The organism is Streptomyces sp. NPDC001100, assembly GCF_053598575.1.
The window spans coordinates 223,216-240,258 of sequence record NZ_JBSFKO010000001.1 but is presented as its reverse complement, the minus strand read 5'-3'; the positions used below and the strand labels follow the sequence as shown (position 1 = coordinate 240,258).

13 protein-coding genes are annotated in these 17,043 nt (G+C 70.8%); 6 read left to right on the top strand and 7 right to left on the bottom strand.

The features are described from left to right. Window positions 1-22 precede the first annotated feature (22 nt). The 4 genes from ACWDEW_RS01110 (at window position 23) to ACWDEW_RS01095 (ending at window position 7,155) form a co-directional block, all read left to right on the top strand. Complete coding sequence (locus ACWDEW_RS01110; protein WP_450508371.1) at window positions 23-2,440, top strand: glycosyl hydrolase family 95 catalytic domain-containing protein; 2,418 nt, start codon at window positions 23-25, stop codon at window positions 2,438-2,440. Next, the gene (locus ACWDEW_RS01105) at window positions 2,434-3,471 is read left to right on the top strand and encodes an acetylxylan esterase (protein ID WP_450508369.1); all 1,038 of its coding nucleotides are present in this window, start codon (window positions 2,434-2,436) and stop codon (window positions 3,469-3,471) included. Before ACWDEW_RS01110 ends, ACWDEW_RS01105 begins: the two co-directional genes overlap by 7 nt. Then, a complete protein-coding gene (locus ACWDEW_RS01100) occupies window positions 3,468-4,829 on the top strand; it encodes an ABC transporter substrate-binding protein (RefSeq protein WP_450508367.1) in 1,362 nt (453 codons plus the stop codon). The genes ACWDEW_RS01105 and ACWDEW_RS01100 overlap by 4 nt, the downstream gene beginning before the upstream one ends. Before the next feature lie 94 nt (window positions 4,830-4,923). Further along, window positions 4,924-7,155 carry an alpha-galactosidase gene (locus ACWDEW_RS01095; RefSeq protein ID WP_450508365.1) on the top strand — a complete coding sequence of 744 codons (2,232 nt, stop codon included), beginning with the start codon at window positions 4,924-4,926 and terminating at the stop codon, window positions 7,153-7,155. Here ACWDEW_RS01095 and ACWDEW_RS01090 read toward each other — a convergent pair. Genes ACWDEW_RS01090 through ACWDEW_RS01080 form a run of 3 tightly spaced genes read right to left on the bottom strand, consistent with a single transcriptional unit; the run spans window position 7,130 to window position 9,773 of the window. Further along, window positions 7,130-7,957 carry a class I SAM-dependent methyltransferase gene (locus ACWDEW_RS01090; protein ID WP_450508363.1) on the bottom strand — a complete coding sequence of 276 codons (828 nt, stop codon included), beginning with the start codon at window positions 7,955-7,957 and terminating at the stop codon, window positions 7,130-7,132. The two genes, ACWDEW_RS01095 and ACWDEW_RS01090, sit on opposite strands and share 26 nt — an antisense overlap. Beyond that, window positions 7,954-8,661, bottom strand: a complete 708-nt coding sequence (locus ACWDEW_RS01085; protein WP_450508362.1) for a response regulator — start codon at window positions 8,659-8,661, stop codon at window positions 7,954-7,956. Before ACWDEW_RS01085 ends, ACWDEW_RS01090 begins: the two co-directional genes overlap by 4 nt. After that, window positions 8,658-9,773, bottom strand: coding sequence for a sensor histidine kinase (locus ACWDEW_RS01080; RefSeq protein ID WP_450508360.1), 1,116 nt, complete (start codon window positions 9,771-9,773; stop codon window positions 8,658-8,660). The genes ACWDEW_RS01085 and ACWDEW_RS01080 overlap by 4 nt, the downstream gene beginning before the upstream one ends. A 166-nt stretch (window positions 9,774-9,939) precedes the next feature. Here ACWDEW_RS01080 and ACWDEW_RS01075 point away from each other — a divergent pair, with 166 nt between their 5' ends. Further along, the gene (locus ACWDEW_RS01075; RefSeq protein ID WP_450508359.1) at window positions 9,940-10,935 is read left to right on the top strand and encodes a carboxymuconolactone decarboxylase family protein; all 996 of its coding nucleotides are present in this window, start codon (window positions 9,940-9,942) and stop codon (window positions 10,933-10,935) included. Between the two features lie 163 nt (window positions 10,936-11,098). Beyond that, on the top strand, window positions 11,099-11,770 hold the full coding sequence (locus tag ACWDEW_RS01070; RefSeq protein WP_450508357.1) for a hypothetical protein: 672 nt from the start codon (window positions 11,099-11,101) through the stop codon (window positions 11,768-11,770). Window positions 11,771-11,797: 27 nt separating this feature from the next. Here the strand turns inward: ACWDEW_RS01070 and ACWDEW_RS01065 are convergent, their stop codons facing one another. From ACWDEW_RS01065 to ACWDEW_RS01050, 4 genes are all read right to left on the bottom strand, one after another. Then, window positions 11,798-13,345, bottom strand: a complete 1,548-nt coding sequence (locus ACWDEW_RS01065; RefSeq protein WP_450508355.1) for an NCS1 family nucleobase:cation symporter-1 — start codon at window positions 13,343-13,345, stop codon at window positions 11,798-11,800. Window positions 13,346-13,473: 128 nt separating this feature from the next. Continuing rightward, on the bottom strand, window positions 13,474-14,493 hold the full coding sequence (locus ACWDEW_RS01060; RefSeq protein ID WP_450508353.1) for a TIGR03842 family LLM class F420-dependent oxidoreductase: 1,020 nt from the start codon (window positions 14,491-14,493) through the stop codon (window positions 13,474-13,476). A gap of 11 nt (window positions 14,494-14,504) precedes the next feature. Beyond that, window positions 14,505-15,908, bottom strand: coding sequence for a dihydropyrimidinase (gene hydA, locus ACWDEW_RS01055; RefSeq protein ID WP_450508352.1), 1,404 nt, complete (start codon window positions 15,906-15,908; stop codon window positions 14,505-14,507). A 137-nt stretch (window positions 15,909-16,045) separates the two neighbouring features. Then, entirely contained in the window at window positions 16,046-16,888 is an 843-nt protein-coding gene (locus ACWDEW_RS01050) for a nitrilase-related carbon-nitrogen hydrolase (RefSeq protein WP_019071248.1), read from the bottom strand. Between the last annotated feature and the right edge of the window lie 155 nt (window positions 16,889-17,043).

Here is a 17,043-nt window from a genome sequence, read left to right as displayed (position 1 = left end):
CCCGCGATTGGACGACACCGCCATGCACTCCAGCGACCTGGTGCTGAGCTGGCCCGCGCCCGCCGCCACCTGGACCGAGGCCGCCCCGGTAGGCAACGGCCGGATCGGCGCGATGGTCTTCGGCGGCACCGGCCGGACCCGCATCCAGATCAACGACTCCACCGTCTGGTCCGGCACCCCCGCCGGACCGGCCACCGCCCTCGCCGCACTCCGTGCGCGGGGGGCCGGTCCGGAGCGGCTCGAAGAGGTCCGCGCCGCACTGCGCACCGGCGACCAGGACCGCGCCGAGTCCCTCCTCATGACCTTCGAGGGGCCCTACACCCAGGAGTATCTGCCGTACGCCGACCTGCACTTGACGGTGCCGGGCGGCGAGCGCGCCGCCTACCGCGGCCGGACGCTCGACCTCGACACCGCCGTGGCCGAGGACGGCTTCGACCTCGACGGGACGACGGTACGGCGCCGGGTCTGGGCCGACGCCGTCACCGGCGCGCTGTGCGTGACGCTGGACGTGGACGGCGGCTCGGTCGACCTGTCCGTCGAACTGTCCACCCCGCTGCGGGAGTTGCTCCGCTCGGCCGCCCCCGACGGGATCGCCCTGGGCATCGAGATACCCGTGGACGGCGCTCCCGCCCACGAGCCGGGGGTCGCGGAACCGCTGCGCTACGCGGACGGTCCCGTCGACGGCTACGACCCCTTCGGCGCCCTCGCGCTCGCCGTGGGAACCGACGGCACGACGACCGTGGACGACGGGGGAGACCTGCACGTCAGCGGCGCCTCGCACGTCCTGCTCACCCTCGCCAGCTCCACCGCGGCGCACCGCGACTGGAGCGGGGCCCCGGCCGTGGACCGCGCCGCCCATCTGGCCGAGGCCGGCGAGCTCGCGGCGCGGGCCCTCGCACAGGGCGCCGACCGTCTCCTCAAGGACCACGAGGCCGACGTACGGGCCCTGTTGGGCGGCACGTCCCTGCGCGTCGGGCCGAGCCGCTCCGGCACCTACGACGTCGCCCGCGACATCCTCGGCGGCGACGACGAACTCCTCACCGCCACCGTGCTGTTCCAGCTCGGCCGCCACCTCCTGGCCACCGCCTCCCGCCCGCACACCGGCCCCCCGGCCAACCTCCAGGGCATCTGGAACGCCGAGCTGCGCCCCGCCTGGTCGTCCAACTACACGATCAACATCAACACCCAGATGAACTACTGGGGCGCGGAGACGGTCGGGCTCAGCGCCTGTCACGCGCCCCTGTTCGACCTGCTCGACCGCATGGCTGGCCAAGGCACGCACGTGGCAAGGGAGTTGTACGGCGCGCGGGGCTGGGTGGCGCACCACAACACCGATCCGTGGGGATGGGCGCTGCCGGTCGGTATGGGGCACGGCAACCCCTCGTGGGCGTTGTGGATGATGGGCGGCGCATGGCTGTCCCAACACCTTTGGGACCACTACGAGTTCACCCGCGACCTCGTCTTCCTGCGGGAACGGGCCTGGCCGTTGCTCAGTGGCTGCGCCGAGTTCCTGCTCGACTGGCTCGTCGACGACGGCTCGGGGCATCTGGACACCCTGCCGTCGACCTCGCCGGAGAACCTGTTCCTGGCCGACGGCGTCCCGAGGTCCCTGACCCGCTCCGCCGCCATGGACCTGGCGCTGATCCGGGCCACTTTCCAACGGACCCTGGCGGCAGCCGAGTTGCTCGGGCTGGACACTCCACTGACCGGCGAGATACGCGCGGCGCTGCCCCGGCTGCGCCCGCTGCCGGTCTCGTCGGAGGGACTGCTCCATGAGTGGGCCGAGGACCTGACCGAGGCCGACCCGCACCACCGTCACCTCTCGCACCTGATCGCCGTACATCCGCTGGGCCTGATCGATCCCGACGCGACACCCGAACTGGCCGACGCGGCAAGGGAGTCGATGGACCGGCGCGGGCCCGGGGCGATGGGCTGGTCGTGGTCCTGGAAGATCGCTCTGCGGGCGTGGCTGCGCGATGCCGGGACCGCGCGCTCGCTGTTCCTCGAAGCCGTACGGCCACTTGACGGCGACTCCGGGGTGGACGCGCCTGTGGACGGCTCGCGTTGGGGCGGGCTGCTGCCCAATCTGTTCTCCACGCATCCGCCGTTCCAGATCGACGGCAACTACGGACTGATGGCCGGCGTCGCCGAAATGGTGGTGCAGAGCCACACCGGCACCCTCCACCTGCTGCCCGCGCTGCCTGTGCAGTGGGCCGAGGGCGAGGCCCGCGACCTGCGCTGCCGGGGCGGTCTGGCCGTCGACTTCGCCTGGAACGAGGGCGAGTTGACCGGTGCGACCGTGCGCAGGCACGCGGGTGACTCCGGTGAGCCCGTGCGGATCCGGTACCGCGACCGCACGACCGAGCTGCTGCTTCCGGCCGGTCACCGGGTCGAGTTGGACGCCGGTCTGCGGCCCCGAGGGGAGCCGGTGCCGTGCTGAGCGAACAGGACGTTCCCGAGCTGTTCGCCTACCGCAGCGCGTACCGCGAACCCGCCGACTTCGACACCTTCTGGAAGGGCACCCTCGCCGAGTCCCGTGCCGGACAGGAGGCCTCCCTCCAACTGACCGGGGTCGCCACCGGCTTGGAGACGGTCGACGTCTTCGACGCCGTACTGCCCGGCTTCGGCGGCCATCCCGTCCGCGCCTGGCTGCGGATGCCCCGGCAGCGCGGCGGCCCGCTGCCCGCCGTGGTCCAGTTCCACGGCTACGGCAGTGGGCGCGGCGCCCCGATCGACGACCTGCTGTGGGCGTCCGCCGGGTACGCGCATCTGCTGGTGGACGCGCGCGGCCAGGGCGGCGCCTGGGCGGGCGGGGGCGCGACCCCCGACCCGGTCGGCAGCGGTCCGGCGCATCCCGGATTCCTCACCCGGGGTATCGAGGACAAGGAAACCTACGTCTACCGGCGGGTGTTCACCGACGCCGTCCGTGCCGTGGACGCGCTGCGTGCCCGCACCGATCTCGTCGACCCGGACCGGGTCGCCGTGGTCGGCCCCAGCCAGGGCGGCGGCATCGCCCTCGCGGTCGCCGGACTGGTGCCCGATCTGGCCGCCGCGCACTTCCAGTCGCCGTTCCTCTGCGACATCCGGCACGCCACCCGGCTCACCTCCGCCGAGCCCTACGCCGAGATCGTCGGCTATCTGGGGGCCCACCGTGACCGGGTGGAGCAGACCTTCGACACCCTCGGCTACTTCGACGGACTCGCCTTCGCCCGCCGCGCGAACGCCCCGGCCTGGTTCTCCGCCGGGCTGCGCGACGAGGTGTGCCCGCCGGTCACCGCGATCGCCGCCTACCACGCCTACGCCGGCCAGAAGGAGCTGCGGCTGTGGGAGTTCAACGGCCACGACGCCGGCGGGCCCGAGGACCTGGCCGTCGCACTGGGCGCGTTCGGCGCCCTCCTCAAAACGTCGTCCCATCCGCTGGTGCGGCCGTCCCCCGCACCGACCGCGTCATCCCGAAAGAAGGAACAATGAGACGAATCAAGGGAGTTCGGAAGACGGTCGCGCTGGGCGCCACGCTCACGCTCGCCGCGCTGCTCTCCGCGTGCTCCAACGGCTCCTCCGCCGCCGGCGGTTCCAAGACCGTCAACTGGTGGACCTGGGACGACAAGCAGGCCGCCGCGTACAAGGTGTGCGCCACGGACTTCGAGAAGGCCAACCCCGGCACCAAGGTGAAGATCACGCAGTACAACGTGAACGACTACTTCACCAAGCTGACCGCCGGATTCGTGGCCGGCAGCGCGCCCGACGCCTTCCAGAACAGCGTCCAGTTCTTCCAGGCGTACGCCTCCCAGCACCAACTGCTGGCGATGGACGACTACATCAAGAAGGACAAGTTCGACCTGTCCCGGTTCTCGGTGGGTGTGGACGCCTGGAAGTTCACCGACGGCAAGCAGTACGCCCTGCCGCTCGACTGGGCGGCGGCCGGCCTCTACTTCAACCAGGACGCCGTCAAGAAGGCCGGGTACACCGAGAAGGACGTCGACGCGCTGAACTGGAACCCGGACAACGGCGGCACGCTGGGCAAGACGATCGCCCACCTGACGATCGACACCAAGGGGCGCCGCGGCGACGAGAAGGGCTTCGACAAGTCCCACGTCAAGACCTACGGCTACGGAGAGATCGCGGCCAAGGACTTCATCGGCCAGACCACCTGGAGCCCGCTGGTCAGCACCACCGGTTGGCGGCTGGGCGACAAGGCCAGCTGGCCGACGGTGTTCAACTACTCCGACCCGCGCTTCGTGAAGACCATGGACTGGATCCGTTCCCTGACCGACAAGGGGTACGCGCCGAAGATCGGGCAGTTCACCGACAGCGTCAGCGACGTCGACCTGCTCTCCTCCGGCAAGGTCGCGATGGAGACCGGCGGTTCGTGGGAGGCCTCGACCTTCGTGAAGATCCCCGGCGTCAAGGTCGGGATCGCCCCCACTCCCTACGGCCCCGACGGCAAGACCAGGTCCGTGCTGAGCAACTCCAACGGCAACAACATCTGGGCCGGCACCAAGAACCCCGACCTGGCCTGGAAGTGGGTCTCGTACATGGGCAGTGAGGCCTGCCAGTCCAAGGCCTCCCTGACGGGCACCTTCTTCCCGTCGATCCCGGCCTCCATGGACGCCTCGGCCGCCGCGCTGGCCAAGACGGGCGTCGACCTGTCCGTCTTCACGGACATGATCAAGGACAAGGTCCTCTACCCGTCCCCGGTCTACGGCAACGGAGCGGCCCTCCAGGACGCCCTGCAGCCGCTGTTCCAGGCCTACTTCGCCGGCCAGAAGAGCGACTCCGTCTTCACGGACATGCAGAAGCAGAGCAAGCAGCTGCTCGCCAAGAAGTGACCCCACCACTCCTCCGTACCCCCTGTCCGGCCGCCGGACGGGCCCACTGAGCCGGGCCCGTCCGGTGGCACCGGGCGCTCGGAAAGGACTCTTCATGCCGGACACCACGGCGCGGATCCACATCCTGCGCGCGGCGGGCACCGCCCTCGTCGTGGAGCTCACCGAGCCGGTGCCCCGGGTGCTGCACTGGGGGGCCGACCTGGGCGACCTCCCGCAGGACGCCCTGGCCGCGCTCGCCCTGACCGGCGAACCCGCCGTGCTCAACAACTCCGTCGACATCCCGCGCCGGTTCACCGTCTGGCCCACCGAGGCCGACGCCTGGTCCGGCACCCCGGCCCAGGAGGGCCATCTCGCCGGCGCGTTCGCCGCACCCCGGCTGACACTGACCGACAGCTCGTACCAACCACGCTCTACGGGCGGGGAGTTGACCCTTCACCTCACCGACCCCGGCACCGGACTCGACGTCGCCCTCTCCTACGTTCTGGAGCCCTCCGGGGTACTGGGCGTCCGGACCACGCTCATCCGCCGACCGGACGCCGACCCGGCGCCGTACGACCTGGCGGGCGTCACGACGCTGCTGCCGCTGCCGCGCCGGGCGGCCGAGGTCCTCGACTTCACCGGCAAGTGGAGCCGGGAGCGCTCACCGCAGCGGCGGCCGCTCGGCTTCGGCACCCATGCCCGCGAGGTGCGGCGGGGCAAGCCGGGAGTGGACTCGCCGTACGTCATGGCGGTGGGCATGCCCGGATTCGGCTTCCGCGACGGGGAGGTCTGGGCCGTCCACGTGGCGTGGAGCGGTGACCAGCGGTATCTGGCCGAGCAGTTGCCGGAGGGCGCGGGCGCCCATGCGGGGGTGCTCGGCGGCGGCGAGCTCCTGCGGGCCGGGGAGATCCGGCTCGCGCCCGGCGAGTCGTACGCCGCTCCGGTCTGTCACTTCGCCTGGTCCGACCAGGGCCTGGACGGGCTCGCCGACCGCTTCCACACCCTGCTCCGGGCCCGCCCCACGCATCCGCGCGGCCCCCGCCCGGTGATCCTCAACAGCTGGGAGGCGGTGTACTTCGACCACGACCTGGACCGGCTGCTGCGGCTGGCCGACCGGGCCGCCGAGGTCGGTGTCGAGCGGTTCGTGCTGGACGACGGCTGGTTCCGGGGCCGTCGTTCGGACGACGCCGGGCTGGGCGACTGGACCGTCGACCCGGTGGTGTGGCCCGAGGGACTGAACCCGCTGGTGGACCATGTGCGGTCACTCGGCATGGAGTTCGGGCTGTGGGTGGAACCGGAGATGATCAACCTGGACTCCGACCTGGCTCGCGAGCACCCCGACTGGGTGCTGGGCCCGGCCCGTGGGATCGGCCCGGCGGCGCGCCATCAGCATGTGCTGGACCTGGCCAACCCGGATGCCTGGCAGTACCTGTTGGACGCACTGGACGCGCTGGTGGAGAAGTACGCCATCGCGTATCTCAAGTGGGACCACAACCGGGAACTCCACGAGACCGTGCACTCCGCCGCCGACCGTCCCGTGGCGCACGCCCAGGTCATAGCCCTCTACCGGCTGATCGACGCGCTCCGGGAACGCCATCCCGCGCTGGAGATCGAGAGCTGCGCCGCCGGTGGGGGACGGGTCGACCTGGGCATCCTGGAGCGGACCGACCGGGTCTGGGCCTCGGACTGCAACGACCCGGTGGAACGCCAGACCATCCAGCGCTGGACCGCGCAACTACTGCCCCCCGAACTGGTCGGCACGCACGTGGGCCCGCGCACCAGCCACACCACCGACCGCGTCGGCTCCGACCGACTCCGCCTGACCACGGCCCTGTTCGGCCACGCGGGCATCGAACAGGACCTCACCCGCTGCACCCCGGACGAACTCGCCCGCCTCACCGCCTGGACCGCCCTCCACCGCGAACTGCGCCCGCTGCTGCACGGCGGCCGCACGGTCCGCGCCGACCTCACCGACGAGTCGACGCTGCTGCACGGAGTCGTGGCGTACGACGGGTCGGCCGCGCTGTACTGCTGGGCGCGGCTCGCCACGTCCCCCGAGGGCCAGTACGGCCGAGTGCAACTGCCCGGCCTCGACCCCGAGACGACGTACCGGGTCCGGGTGCGTGCCGAGTTGGGCCTGCCGTCCTTCCACGAGATCGCGGAACCGGCCTGGCTGTCCGCGGCCCTCGACAAGGGGCTGTCCCTGCCCGGTTCGGTGCTCACCGTCGCCGGCCTGCCCCTGCCGAACCTCAACCCCGAGCAGGCCCTGCTCCTCGAACTCACGAGGACGGCCCGCCGACCGGACGCGGCGAGGCGCGCGGTCAGCGGGGCCGTCTGCCCGCGGTGAGGAGGTGGCCGCTGGTGCCGAGCAGGGTGGGCTCGCACTCGATGTGGCGGCTGGCCTTCAGGACGGCCTCGCGGCGGTCCGGGTCGTCCAGCCAGTCCTCGATGCCGCCCATCAGCCAGGCGACGCCTTCGAGGCCGTACTGACCGTCGACGGTGAGTGCGGCCTCCGCGAACTCCTCGGGGGCCTCGTGGGGTTGGGCGAAGTAGGCGGTCGTGAAGTGGCCGCCGTCCTCGGAGTCGTGGCGTCCCTCCTCCATCTCGCGGTCGATCCGCGCGCGGTGCGGGTCGATGAAGTACAACTCCTGCCTGAGCATGTCGTGCAGTCCCGCGAACCGGTTGATGGTCGCCGCGACCACCAGTCCACCCGGCCGCACCACCCGACGCGCCTCGCTCAACGCACGTACACGGTCGACCCGTTCGGGCAGGTGGTAGAGCGGTCCCAGCAGCAACACCACGTCGTACGACAAGTCTTCGGCGGGCAGTGCCCTGGCGTCCCCGGCGCGGGCGGTGACCCCCGGAAGCCGGCCCGCCTGCTCCACGTGCAGCGGTACGGGGTCGACGAGTTCGACCTCGTACCCGTCCAGCGCGAGCCACTCGGCATGGATGCCGCTCCCTCCGCCGACGTCCAGGAGCTTCGCGGGGGCTGCGGGCAGCAGGCGTCGCAGTACGTCCTGGGTCCGCCAGAACTCCAGGCGGTCGGAGCCCTGTCTGAGGCGGGCGTCCTCGTTGCCCTCGGCGTAGTAGGCGAGGATCTCCTCGGGAACACGGACGGCGGGGTGTTGCGCGCGTGTCGTCTCGGTCACCGCTCCAGGGTGTGATCCGGCGTGCCCGGCTCGCAACGGGATTCCGGCGCGCGGGCCGTCACCAGTCCCGACTCGTAGGCGAACACGACGAGTTGGGCCCGGTCCCGGGCGCCGAGCTTGGTCATGGCCCGGCTGATGTGGGTCTTCGCCGTGAACGGGCTGATGACCATGTGGCCGGCGATCTCCTCGTTGGTGAGGCCGCGCGCGGCCAGGGCGGTGACCTCGCGTTCGCGGCGGGTGAGGTGTTCCAGGCCGGTGGCGGTGCAGCGGTCGGGTGGCCGGGAGACGAACTCGCCGATCAGGGTGCGGGTGATCGACGGGGAGAGCAGGGCCTCGCCGCCGGCGACGATCCCGATCGCCTGGAGCAGGTCGGCCGGGTCCGTGTCCTTCAGGAGGAAGCCGCTGGCGCCCGCCCGCAGCGCCTCGAAGACGTACTCGTCCAGGCCGTAGTTGGTGAGGATGACGACCCGGACCGCGGCGAGGGCGGGGTCGGCCGCGATGCGGCGGGTCGCCTCGATGCCCGTCATCACCGGCATCTGTACGTCTATCAGCGCGACGTCGGGCAGCTGCGCGCGGACGAGGGCCACGCCCTGTTCGCCGTCGGCCGCCTCGCCCACCACCTCGATGCCGTCCTCTGCGTCGAGCAGGGCGCGGAAGCCCGCGCGCATCAGCGCCTGGTCGTCCACGACCGCGACCCGGATCATCCCGCCTCCCCCAGCGGCAGTTCGGCCCGCACCGCGAAGCCGCCCTCCGCGCGCGGGGCGGTGTGCAGGGTGCCGCCCAGGGCCGTGACGCGCTCGCGCATGCCGGTGAGTCCGATGCCCGGCTTCGGCGGACAGCCGGGGTCGGCCGCCCCGTCGTCCTCCACCCGTATCGTCAAGTCCTCGTCGCCGTAGTCGAGTTGGACGCTGACCTTGGCCGGGCCCGCGTGCCGGGCCGCGTTGGTCAGGGCCTCCTGGACGATGCGGTACACCGCGCGGTCGACGGTCGCCGTGAGGGGGCGCTCTTCGCCCGTCACCGCGAGTTCGACGGCGAGACCGGCCGCGCAGGCCCGCTCGACGAGCAGCTCGGGGGTGCCGGTGGGCTCCTCGGTGGTGCGCAGGATCTCCAGGGTGGCCCGCAGTTCCCGCATCGCCTCGCCGCCCGCCTCCTGGATGGCTAGCAGCGCGGGCGGCACCTCCTCGCCGCGCTTGCGGGCGAGGTGGACGGCGACGCCCGCCTGGAGCTTGACGATCGAGATGCTGTGGGTGAGGGAGTCGTGCAACTCCCGCGCTATGCGCAGGCGTTCCTCACCCGCGCGGCGCAACGCGACCTCCTCGCGGGTCCGTTCGGCCTCCAGGGCGCGCTGTTCGGTCTGGCGCAGATACGCCCGCCAGTTGCGGTCGGCGAGGCCGGTGACCACCGCGCACAGGAACCAGCCGGCGATGAGCGCGGTCCGCTCGACCACCTGCTGGGTCGTGGGTCCCGTCGCGAAGTACGCGGCCAGGAACAGCCCGCCCGCCCCGGCCGACCAGCCGCGGTGTCCCACCCGGGCCGCCGTGTGCATGGCGGCGAGCACGGGCAGCGCGGCGACCGGCCCCGGGTGGGCGTGCAGGACGTAGGCCGCCTCTCCCACCGTGGTCACGGCGAGGACCGCGCGCGGAGCCGTCTGGTAGAACGCCAGGGCCGCCGAGGCCAGGGCGATCAGCGCGTAGTCGACGGCGGTGGTGTCCGTGTCGAAGGCGGCGACGGTCACGACGAGGGCGCCGATGACGACCGCGAGGGACGCGTCGGCGAGGCGCCTGCGTGGGGTCACATCGACCGGGTACCCGCTCATGACCGCACAGTAGACCGCCGCGCCGACGGGGGCGTCAGCCCTGTGGACAACTCCTGGACTACTCCCCACGCAGTACTTTCCGGGCCCGCGCCACCCGGCCGACGCAGCGTCGACTACCTCCGGCCGTACGACGACCGCAGGCACCCGGGCGGCGCACGCTGCTGCCATGACCACATCCTTCCGTCACACCCGGCCCCCGTCGCCGAAGTCCGCCACGGGCCGCACCGCCGAAGTCTTCGAGCAGATCGCCGTCGACTTCGGAATAGAGCGGCCCCCGACCTTCGTGGTCCTGTCCTCCGCGCCCGAACTCCTCGCCCCCGCCTGGGCGTTGATGCGGGAGTCGCTGATCGCGGGCACCGGCAGCCGCACCGGCAAGGAGCTGGCCGCCCTCGGTGTCTCGCTCGCCAACAAGTGCCCGTTCTGCGCGGACGCGCACACCGTCCTGCTGCACGCCACCGGCGACCACGCCCTCGCCGAGCACCTGGCGCGCGGCGGCACACCGGAGAACGAGGAGCACGCGCGCGTGCTCGACTGGGGCCGCCGCACCCGGGTCCCGGGTGCGGCCCTGGCGCCGTACCCGTTCCCGCCCGAGCAGGCACCCGCCTACCTGGGCACCGCCCTCGCCTTCCACTTCATCAACCGCATCGTGTCGGCCCTGCTGACCGAACAGCTCCTGCCGGGCAACGCCCAGCGCTTCCGGGCCGTACGCAGCCTCGCCGGCCGCAGCGTGGCCCGCACCGTGCGCCGCAGCGCCGTACCGGGAGCGGCGCTCCCCCTGCTCGACACGCCGGGCCCCGGTCCGGACTGGGCGGCCGGAACCGCGGTGGGTCCGGCCTACGACGCCCTGCGCACGGCGGCGCTCGCGGGCGCGGATCTGCTCGACGCGGACGACCTGACCCTCGTACGGGAGACGCTGTGGGCCTGGGACGGGGGGCATCCGCCGGTCGTGCTGCGCGGCTTCCCGAGCCGGCGGGAGCGGCCGGCGGCGCGGCTGGCGGTACTGGCCGCGCTCGCGCCGTACCGGATCGCTGAGGAGGACGTGGCCGCCTGGCGGGAGCCGTCACGGAGTGACGAGAGTCTCGTGCGGCTCGTCGCGTACGGGGCGTTCGCCGCCGTCGAACGGATCGAGACGACGATGGGCGTGCCCGCCGCTCGCGCCTGACGGACGGACATAAGAGGACACACAACGCGTCCGCAGTCAGGCACTGTCACCGCACAGGCACGGAGCGAGTTCGTACTTCCGCCTCACAGGGAGTCATGTGACACTGGCGTCCCCGTCCGCAGTGCGGACCCGCTCCGCACCCTTCCCCCACGAGAAGTGCGACTTGCGTTCTCTTCCTCTGCCGCTCGCTCTCACCGCGCGTCTGTCGCCGGTCGTCGTGCTCGCCGCGATGGGCTGGGCCCTGACGTCCGGCCCGTTCGCCGCGACGACGACCGCCGATCACAAGTCGACGCCCGACTCCGGCACCCCGTCCGGGACCTCGGCCCCGTCGACGGCGCCCGTGGCCAGGGCGTACTCCACCTCCCCCGCCCCGTGCGGGAGTGTGACGGCGGCGACGCTCAAGTCACTGGTTCCGGGCGCGAAGACGGCCGGCAAGGAGATCCCGTCGACGGACACGAAGGTGCGCCGCACCTGCTCGTGGAACGCGCTCAAGGGGTACGACTACCGCTGGCTAGACGTGTCGTACGAGATCACGGAATCGGATGAAGCGGCGAAAAAGTCGTACACCGAGACGACTACGGAGAAGAGCGGCGGCGGGGTGGTGCCCGGGCTCGGCGACGCGGCCTACTCCATCGTGAACCTCACCACAGAGGACAAGCAGCAGACGCGTGAGGGCACGGTCGTCGTCCGCGCGGGCAACGCGCTGGTGACCATCACGTACAACGGCAGCGACTTCGAGAACAAGAAGGCGCCGAGCACGGACGTCATCAACAAGGGCGCGATCAAGGCCGCGAGGGAAGCGGTGACCGCGCTGGAGGGCGCCAAGGCAAGCTAGCCCCGGCGCCCTCCGACCCGACGAGTCCTACGCCTCGACGGGCGTCGGTTCCTGCGGCGCCGACTCCTTCCGGGTCAGCAGCGTCAGCACCACGTAGAGCACCATCGACGTGCCCAGGCCCACCGCCCAGCCGTAGTCGGCGAGGGAGGACAGGGCCGGGACGGGACGGCCGTCGATCAGCGGGTGGAAGTCGGCGCCGCCGACGGCGAGCACGCCACCCACCAGGAAGGCGACGACGGCCCGCCAGTTCCAGCCGCTGTCGTACCAGTACCGGCCGCCCGCCTTGTACAGGTCGGTGAGGTCGAGCTTGCCGCGGCGCAGGATCCAGTAGTCCGCGATGAGGATGCCGGCGACCGTGCCGAGCAGACCGCCGACCAGACCGAGCCAGGTGAAGATGTAGCCCTGCGGGTCGGAGTACAGCTTCCACGGGAAGATCACCACACCGAGGACGCTGGTGATCAGGGCGCCGGTGCGGAAACTGATCTTCCGGGGCGCGACGTTGGAGAAGTCGAAGGCGGGCGAGACCAGGTTGGCCGCGATGTTCACGGACAGGGTCGCCACCAGGACGGTCACCAGCGCGTAGAGCAGACCGACCACGTTGTCCGTCTTGGCGGCCAGCTGCACCGGGTCCCAGATCGCCTTGCCGTAGACGGCCTGCGAACCGGAGGTGACCAGCACCGACAGGAACGCGAACAGGGTCATGGTGGTCGGCAGACCGAGCGCCTGCCCCCATGTCTGGGCCTTCTGGCTCTTGCCGTAGCGGGTGAAGTCGGGGATGTTCAGCGACAGCGTGGACCAGAAGCCGATCATGCCCATGAGCGAGGGCCAGAACAGCTTCCAGAAGCTGCCGCCCCAACCGAGCTTGGAGGGCTGGTCGAAGAGCGGGCCGAGGCCGCCGGCCTTGCTGCTCATCCACCACAGCATCACGAACGCGCCGACGAGCACGAAGGGCGCCGCCCAGTTCTCGAATCGGCGGATGGTCTCCATGCCCCGGTAGATGATGGCCACTTGGAGCGCCCAGAACAGCGCGAACGACAGCCACATCGTCCAGGCGTACCCGCCGATCTGCGAGGCGTTGGCCCAGCTGTCCCCGATCAGCTTGCCGGCGAGGAAGAAGATCGCCTCACCGCCGATCCAGGTCTGGATGCCGAACCAGCCGCAGGCCACCAACGCCCGTACGACAGCGGGGAGGTTGGCGCCGCGCACACCGAAGGAGGCGCGCGCGAAGACCGGGAAGGGGATGCCGTACTTCGGTCCCGCGTGCCCGGTGAGCAGCATCGGCACGAGCACGATCAGGTTGGCCAGGGCGATGGTGAACACCGCCTGCTTCCAGTCCATGCCCACGGCGATGAGCCCCGAAGCCAGGGTCCAGGAGGCCGTGTTGTGGGCCATGCCGACCCACAGCGCGGAGAAGTTGTAGGTGGTCCAGGTGCGCTTCTCGACGGGAACCGGCAGCAGATCGTCGTTGGCGTACGGCCCGCTGGGCTGCGGGGACCCCGGGGCGATCTCCACCCGCCCGTCGGCGAGGGTGACTTGAGCGGTCGGCTCTATGGCCGTGGGAGCGGTGTCGGTCATGGGCAGGCCAATCAATGAGGTGGGTCCGGAAAGGCCGTGCGGAGGCTCCGGCCCCCCTCCCCAGGACGGTGGGGAGGGGGAGAACTGGAGTGGGGGGACGGGGAGTTGAGCGGGTCTTCTGGTACGGCTCAGGCGTTGACGGCCGGGATGATCGTCGCGCCGTACGCGTCGATCGTGGCCTCCTGCGCGTCGTGCATGTCGTAGACGGCGAACTGGTCGACGCCCAGCTCACGCAGGGCGTTGAGCTTTTCGATCTGCTTCTCGGCCGATCCGATGATGCAGAACCGGTCGACGATCTCGTCGGGCACGAAGGCGGTGTCGGGGTTGTCGGCACGGCCGTGGTGCGAATAGTCGTACCCCTCACGGGCCTTGATGTAGTCCGTGAGTTCGTCGGGTACGGCGGCGGAGTGTTCGCCGTACTTGGAGACGAGGTCGGCGACGTGGTTGCCGACCATGCCGCCGAACCAGCGGCACTGGTCGCGCGCGTGGGCCAGCGCCTCGGGCGAGTCGTCCTCGGTGACGTAGGCCGGGGCGGCGACGCAGATCTTGACCTCGGACGGGTCGCGGCCCACGGCGATCGCCGCGTCCTTCACCGCCTTCACCATGTACTCGGTGAGGTAGAGGTCCGAGAGCTGGAGGATGAAGCCGTCGGCCTCCTCGCCCGTCATCTTCAGCGCCTTGGGGCCGTACGCGGCCATCCAGACCGGGAGTTGGGCGTCCTCCTTGGCCCAGGGGAACTTGATGACCGTGCCGCCGAGGTCCGCCTCCTGGCCGGAGCCGAGCGCCCTGATGACCTTCATGGCCTCGCTGATCCGGGCCAGCGTGTTCGGGGTGCGGCCCGCGACGCGCATCGCGGAGTCGCCGCGGCCGATGCCGCAGACCGTGCGGTTGCCGAACATGTCGTTCAGGGTGGCGAAGGTGGAGGCGGTGACCTCCCAGGTACGGGTGCCCGGGTTGGTGACCATCGGGCCGACCGTCAACTTGGTGGTGTTGGCCAGGATCTGACTGTAGATCACGAACGGCTCCTGCCACAGCACGGCGGAGTCGAAGGTCCAGCCGTAGGTGAAGCCGTTGCGCTCGGCGCGCTTCATCAGGCTGATGACCCGCGAGGCCGGCGGGTCGGTCTGCAGGACGAGTCCGAAGTCCATGTGCGCCACTCCTAGTTGAGGTACTGACTGGTGGAGCGCGGGGTGTAGACGCCGTGGCCGGCGTGCCCGGTGTACTCCCGCTCGGTGATGACGAGTTCGCCGCGCGAGAGGACGGTCTCGACGCGGCCGGTGAGGCGCTTGCCCTCGTAGGCCGAGTAGTCGACGTTCATGTGGTGGGTCTCGGCGGATACGGTCTGCTCGGCATGCGGGTCGTAGATGACGACGTCGGCGTCGGCGCCCGGGGCGATGGTGCCCTTCTTCGGGTAGAGGCCGAACATCCGCGCCGGGGAGGCGCAGGCGATCTCGATCCAGCGGCGGCGGCTGATGTGTCCGTCGACGACGCCCTGGTGGAGCAGGTCCATACGGTTCTCGACGCCCGGCATGCCGTTGGGGATCTTCGAGAAGTCGCCCCGGCCGAGCTCCTTCTGACCGACGAAGCAGAAGGGGCAGTGGTCGGTGGAGACCACCTGGAGGTCGTTGGTGCGCAGGCCCTGCCAGAGCTTGGCCTGGTGCTCCTTGGGGCGCAGGGGCGTGCTGCACACGTACTTCGCGCCCTCGAAGTCGGGCTCGGCGAGGTTGTCGGTGGAGAGGAACAGGTACTGCGGACAGGTCTCGCCGAAGACGGGCAGGCCCTCGTCGCGCGCCTTGGCCAGCTCGGCCACTGCCTCCATGGCCGAAACGTGCACGACGTAGAGGGGTGCTCCGGCGACCTGCGCGAGCTTGATCGCCCGGTGGGTGGCCTCGGCTTCGAGGAGGGCCTTGCGGACCTCGCCGTGGTAGCGGGGGTCCCTCTCGCCGCGGGCCAGCGCCTGCTCGACGAGGACGTCGATCGCGATGCCGTTCTCGGCGTGCATCATGATCAACCCGCCGTTGTCGGCGGCGCGTTGCATGGCGCGCAGGATCTGGCCGTCGTCGCTGTAGAAGACGCCCGGGTAGGCCATGAACTGCTTGAAGGAGGTGACGCCCTCCTCGACCAGCAGGTCCATCTCCTTGAGGGTGTCCTCGTTGACGTCGGAGACGATCATGTGGAAGCCGTAGTCGATGGCGCAGTTGCCCTCGGCCTTGGCGTGCCAGGCGTCGAGACCCTCGCGGAGGGCTCCGCCGACGCTCTGGATGGCGAAGTCGACGATGGTCGTCGTACCGCCCCAGGCGGCGGCCCGGGTGCCGGTCTCGAAGGTGTCGGCGGCCTTGGTGCCGCCGAACGGCATCTCCATGTGGGTGTGGGCGTCGACCCCGCCCGGGATGACGTACTTCCCGGTGGCGTCGATGACCCGGTCGGCGGTCCATGCGTCGGCCGTCGGCGTACCGGAGGTGGCGAGGGCGGCGATGCGGCCGCCCTCGATCAGGACGTCGGCGTGGAGTTCGTCGGACGCGGTGATGACTAGGCCGCCGCGGATAACGGTACGGGTGCTCATTGTTTTGACTCCGCTGGATTGTGGTCTGGTGCGGGTCGGTGGGGGCTGGGCGCGCCCCGCGGCGAAGCCGCCAATGGACGCTGCCCCGCGCCCCTGAGGGAGCTGCGCTCCCCAGGGGCGCGAAAGCCCTGCCTGTCTTACGGTGCGGTCAGCGGGCCGTACGCGTCCGGGCGGCGGTCGCGGTAGAACTGCCAGCGGTCGCGGACCTCTCGGAGCTTGGCCAAGTCCAGGTCGCGGACCACCAGTTCGGGCTCCTTGTCGCTGGCCACCTCGCCGACGAACTGGGCCTCCGGGTCGACGAAGTAGGTCGTGCCGTAGAAGTCGTTGTCGCCCAACTCCTCTACGCCGACCCGGTTGATGGCACCGACGAAGTACTCGTTGGCGGCGGCGGCAGCGGGCTGCTCCAGCTGCCACAGGTACGCCGACAGACCACGCGAGGTCGCCGACGGGTTGAAGACGATCTCGGCGCCCGCGAGGCCCAGCGCACGCCAGCCCTCCGGGAAGTGGCGGTCGTAGCAGATGTAGACACCGATCTTGCCGACCTTGGTGTCGAAGATCGGCCAGCCGCTGTTGCCCGGGCGGAAGTAGAACTTCTCCCAGAATCCGGGGACTTGGGGAATGTGGTGCTTGCGGTACTTGCCGAGGTAGGAGCCGTCCGCGTCGATCACGGCGGCCGTGTTGTAGAGGACGCCGGGCTGCTCCTCCTCGTACATCGGCAGGACCAGGACGATGCCGTGTTCCTTGGCGAGCGCCTGGAAGCGCTTGACGATCGGGCCGTCCGGGATCGCCTCGGCGTACTCGTAGAACGCCTTGTCCTGGACCTGGCAGAAGTACGGTCCGTAGAACAGCTCCTGGAAGCACAGGACTTGAGCACCCTGCGCGGCGGCGTCGCGCACCGCCTGCTCGTGGACCTGGATCATGGACTCCTTGTCGCCCGTCCAGGCTGTCTGGAACAGGGCGGCACGAATCACGGTGCTCATCGGGACCTCCGGTCGCTAGGTGTGCGAGGAGCCTAGGAAGTCCTGAAGTCCGGTTTGAGTTGCACGGTGTCACGTCTGCGGACGCTCGGCGTTCCACGGTGTCACCCTGTCGTGGCCGCATGTTTCACCGCCGTTTTCGCAGCTAGTCCCATGTT

What these genes read in the sequence shown, in the direction of transcription:
- ACWDEW_RS01050 (WP_019071248.1), bottom strand. Translation starts at nt 16,888, where the DNA reads ATGAGCACCGTGATTCGTGCCGCCCTGTTCCAGACAGCCTGGACGGGC.
- ACWDEW_RS01075 (WP_450508359.1), top strand. Translation starts at nt 9,940, where the DNA reads ATGACCACATCCTTCCGTCACACCCGGCCCCCGTCGCCGAAGTCCGCC.
- ACWDEW_RS01100 (WP_450508367.1), top strand. Translation starts at nt 3,468, where the DNA reads ATGAGACGAATCAAGGGAGTTCGGAAGACGGTCGCGCTGGGCGCCACG.
- ACWDEW_RS01065 (WP_450508355.1), bottom strand. Translation starts at nt 13,345, where the DNA reads ATGACCGACACCGCTCCCACGGCCATAGAGCCGACCGCTCAAGTCACC.
- hydA (WP_450508352.1), bottom strand. Translation starts at nt 15,908, where the DNA reads ATGAGCACCCGTACCGTTATCCGCGGCGGCCTAGTCATCACCGCGTCC.
- ACWDEW_RS01095 (WP_450508365.1), top strand. Translation starts at nt 4,924, where the DNA reads ATGCCGGACACCACGGCGCGGATCCACATCCTGCGCGCGGCGGGCACC.
- ACWDEW_RS01110 (WP_450508371.1), top strand. Translation starts at nt 23, where the DNA reads ATGCACTCCAGCGACCTGGTGCTGAGCTGGCCCGCGCCCGCCGCCACC.
- ACWDEW_RS01080 (WP_450508360.1), bottom strand. Translation starts at nt 9,773, where the DNA reads ATGAGCGGGTACCCGGTCGATGTGACCCCACGCAGGCGCCTCGCCGAC.
- ACWDEW_RS01060 (WP_450508353.1), bottom strand. Translation starts at nt 14,493, where the DNA reads ATGGACTTCGGACTCGTCCTGCAGACCGACCCGCCGGCCTCGCGGGTC.
- ACWDEW_RS01085 (WP_450508362.1), bottom strand. Translation starts at nt 8,661, where the DNA reads ATGATCCGGGTCGCGGTCGTGGACGACCAGGCGCTGATGCGCGCGGGC.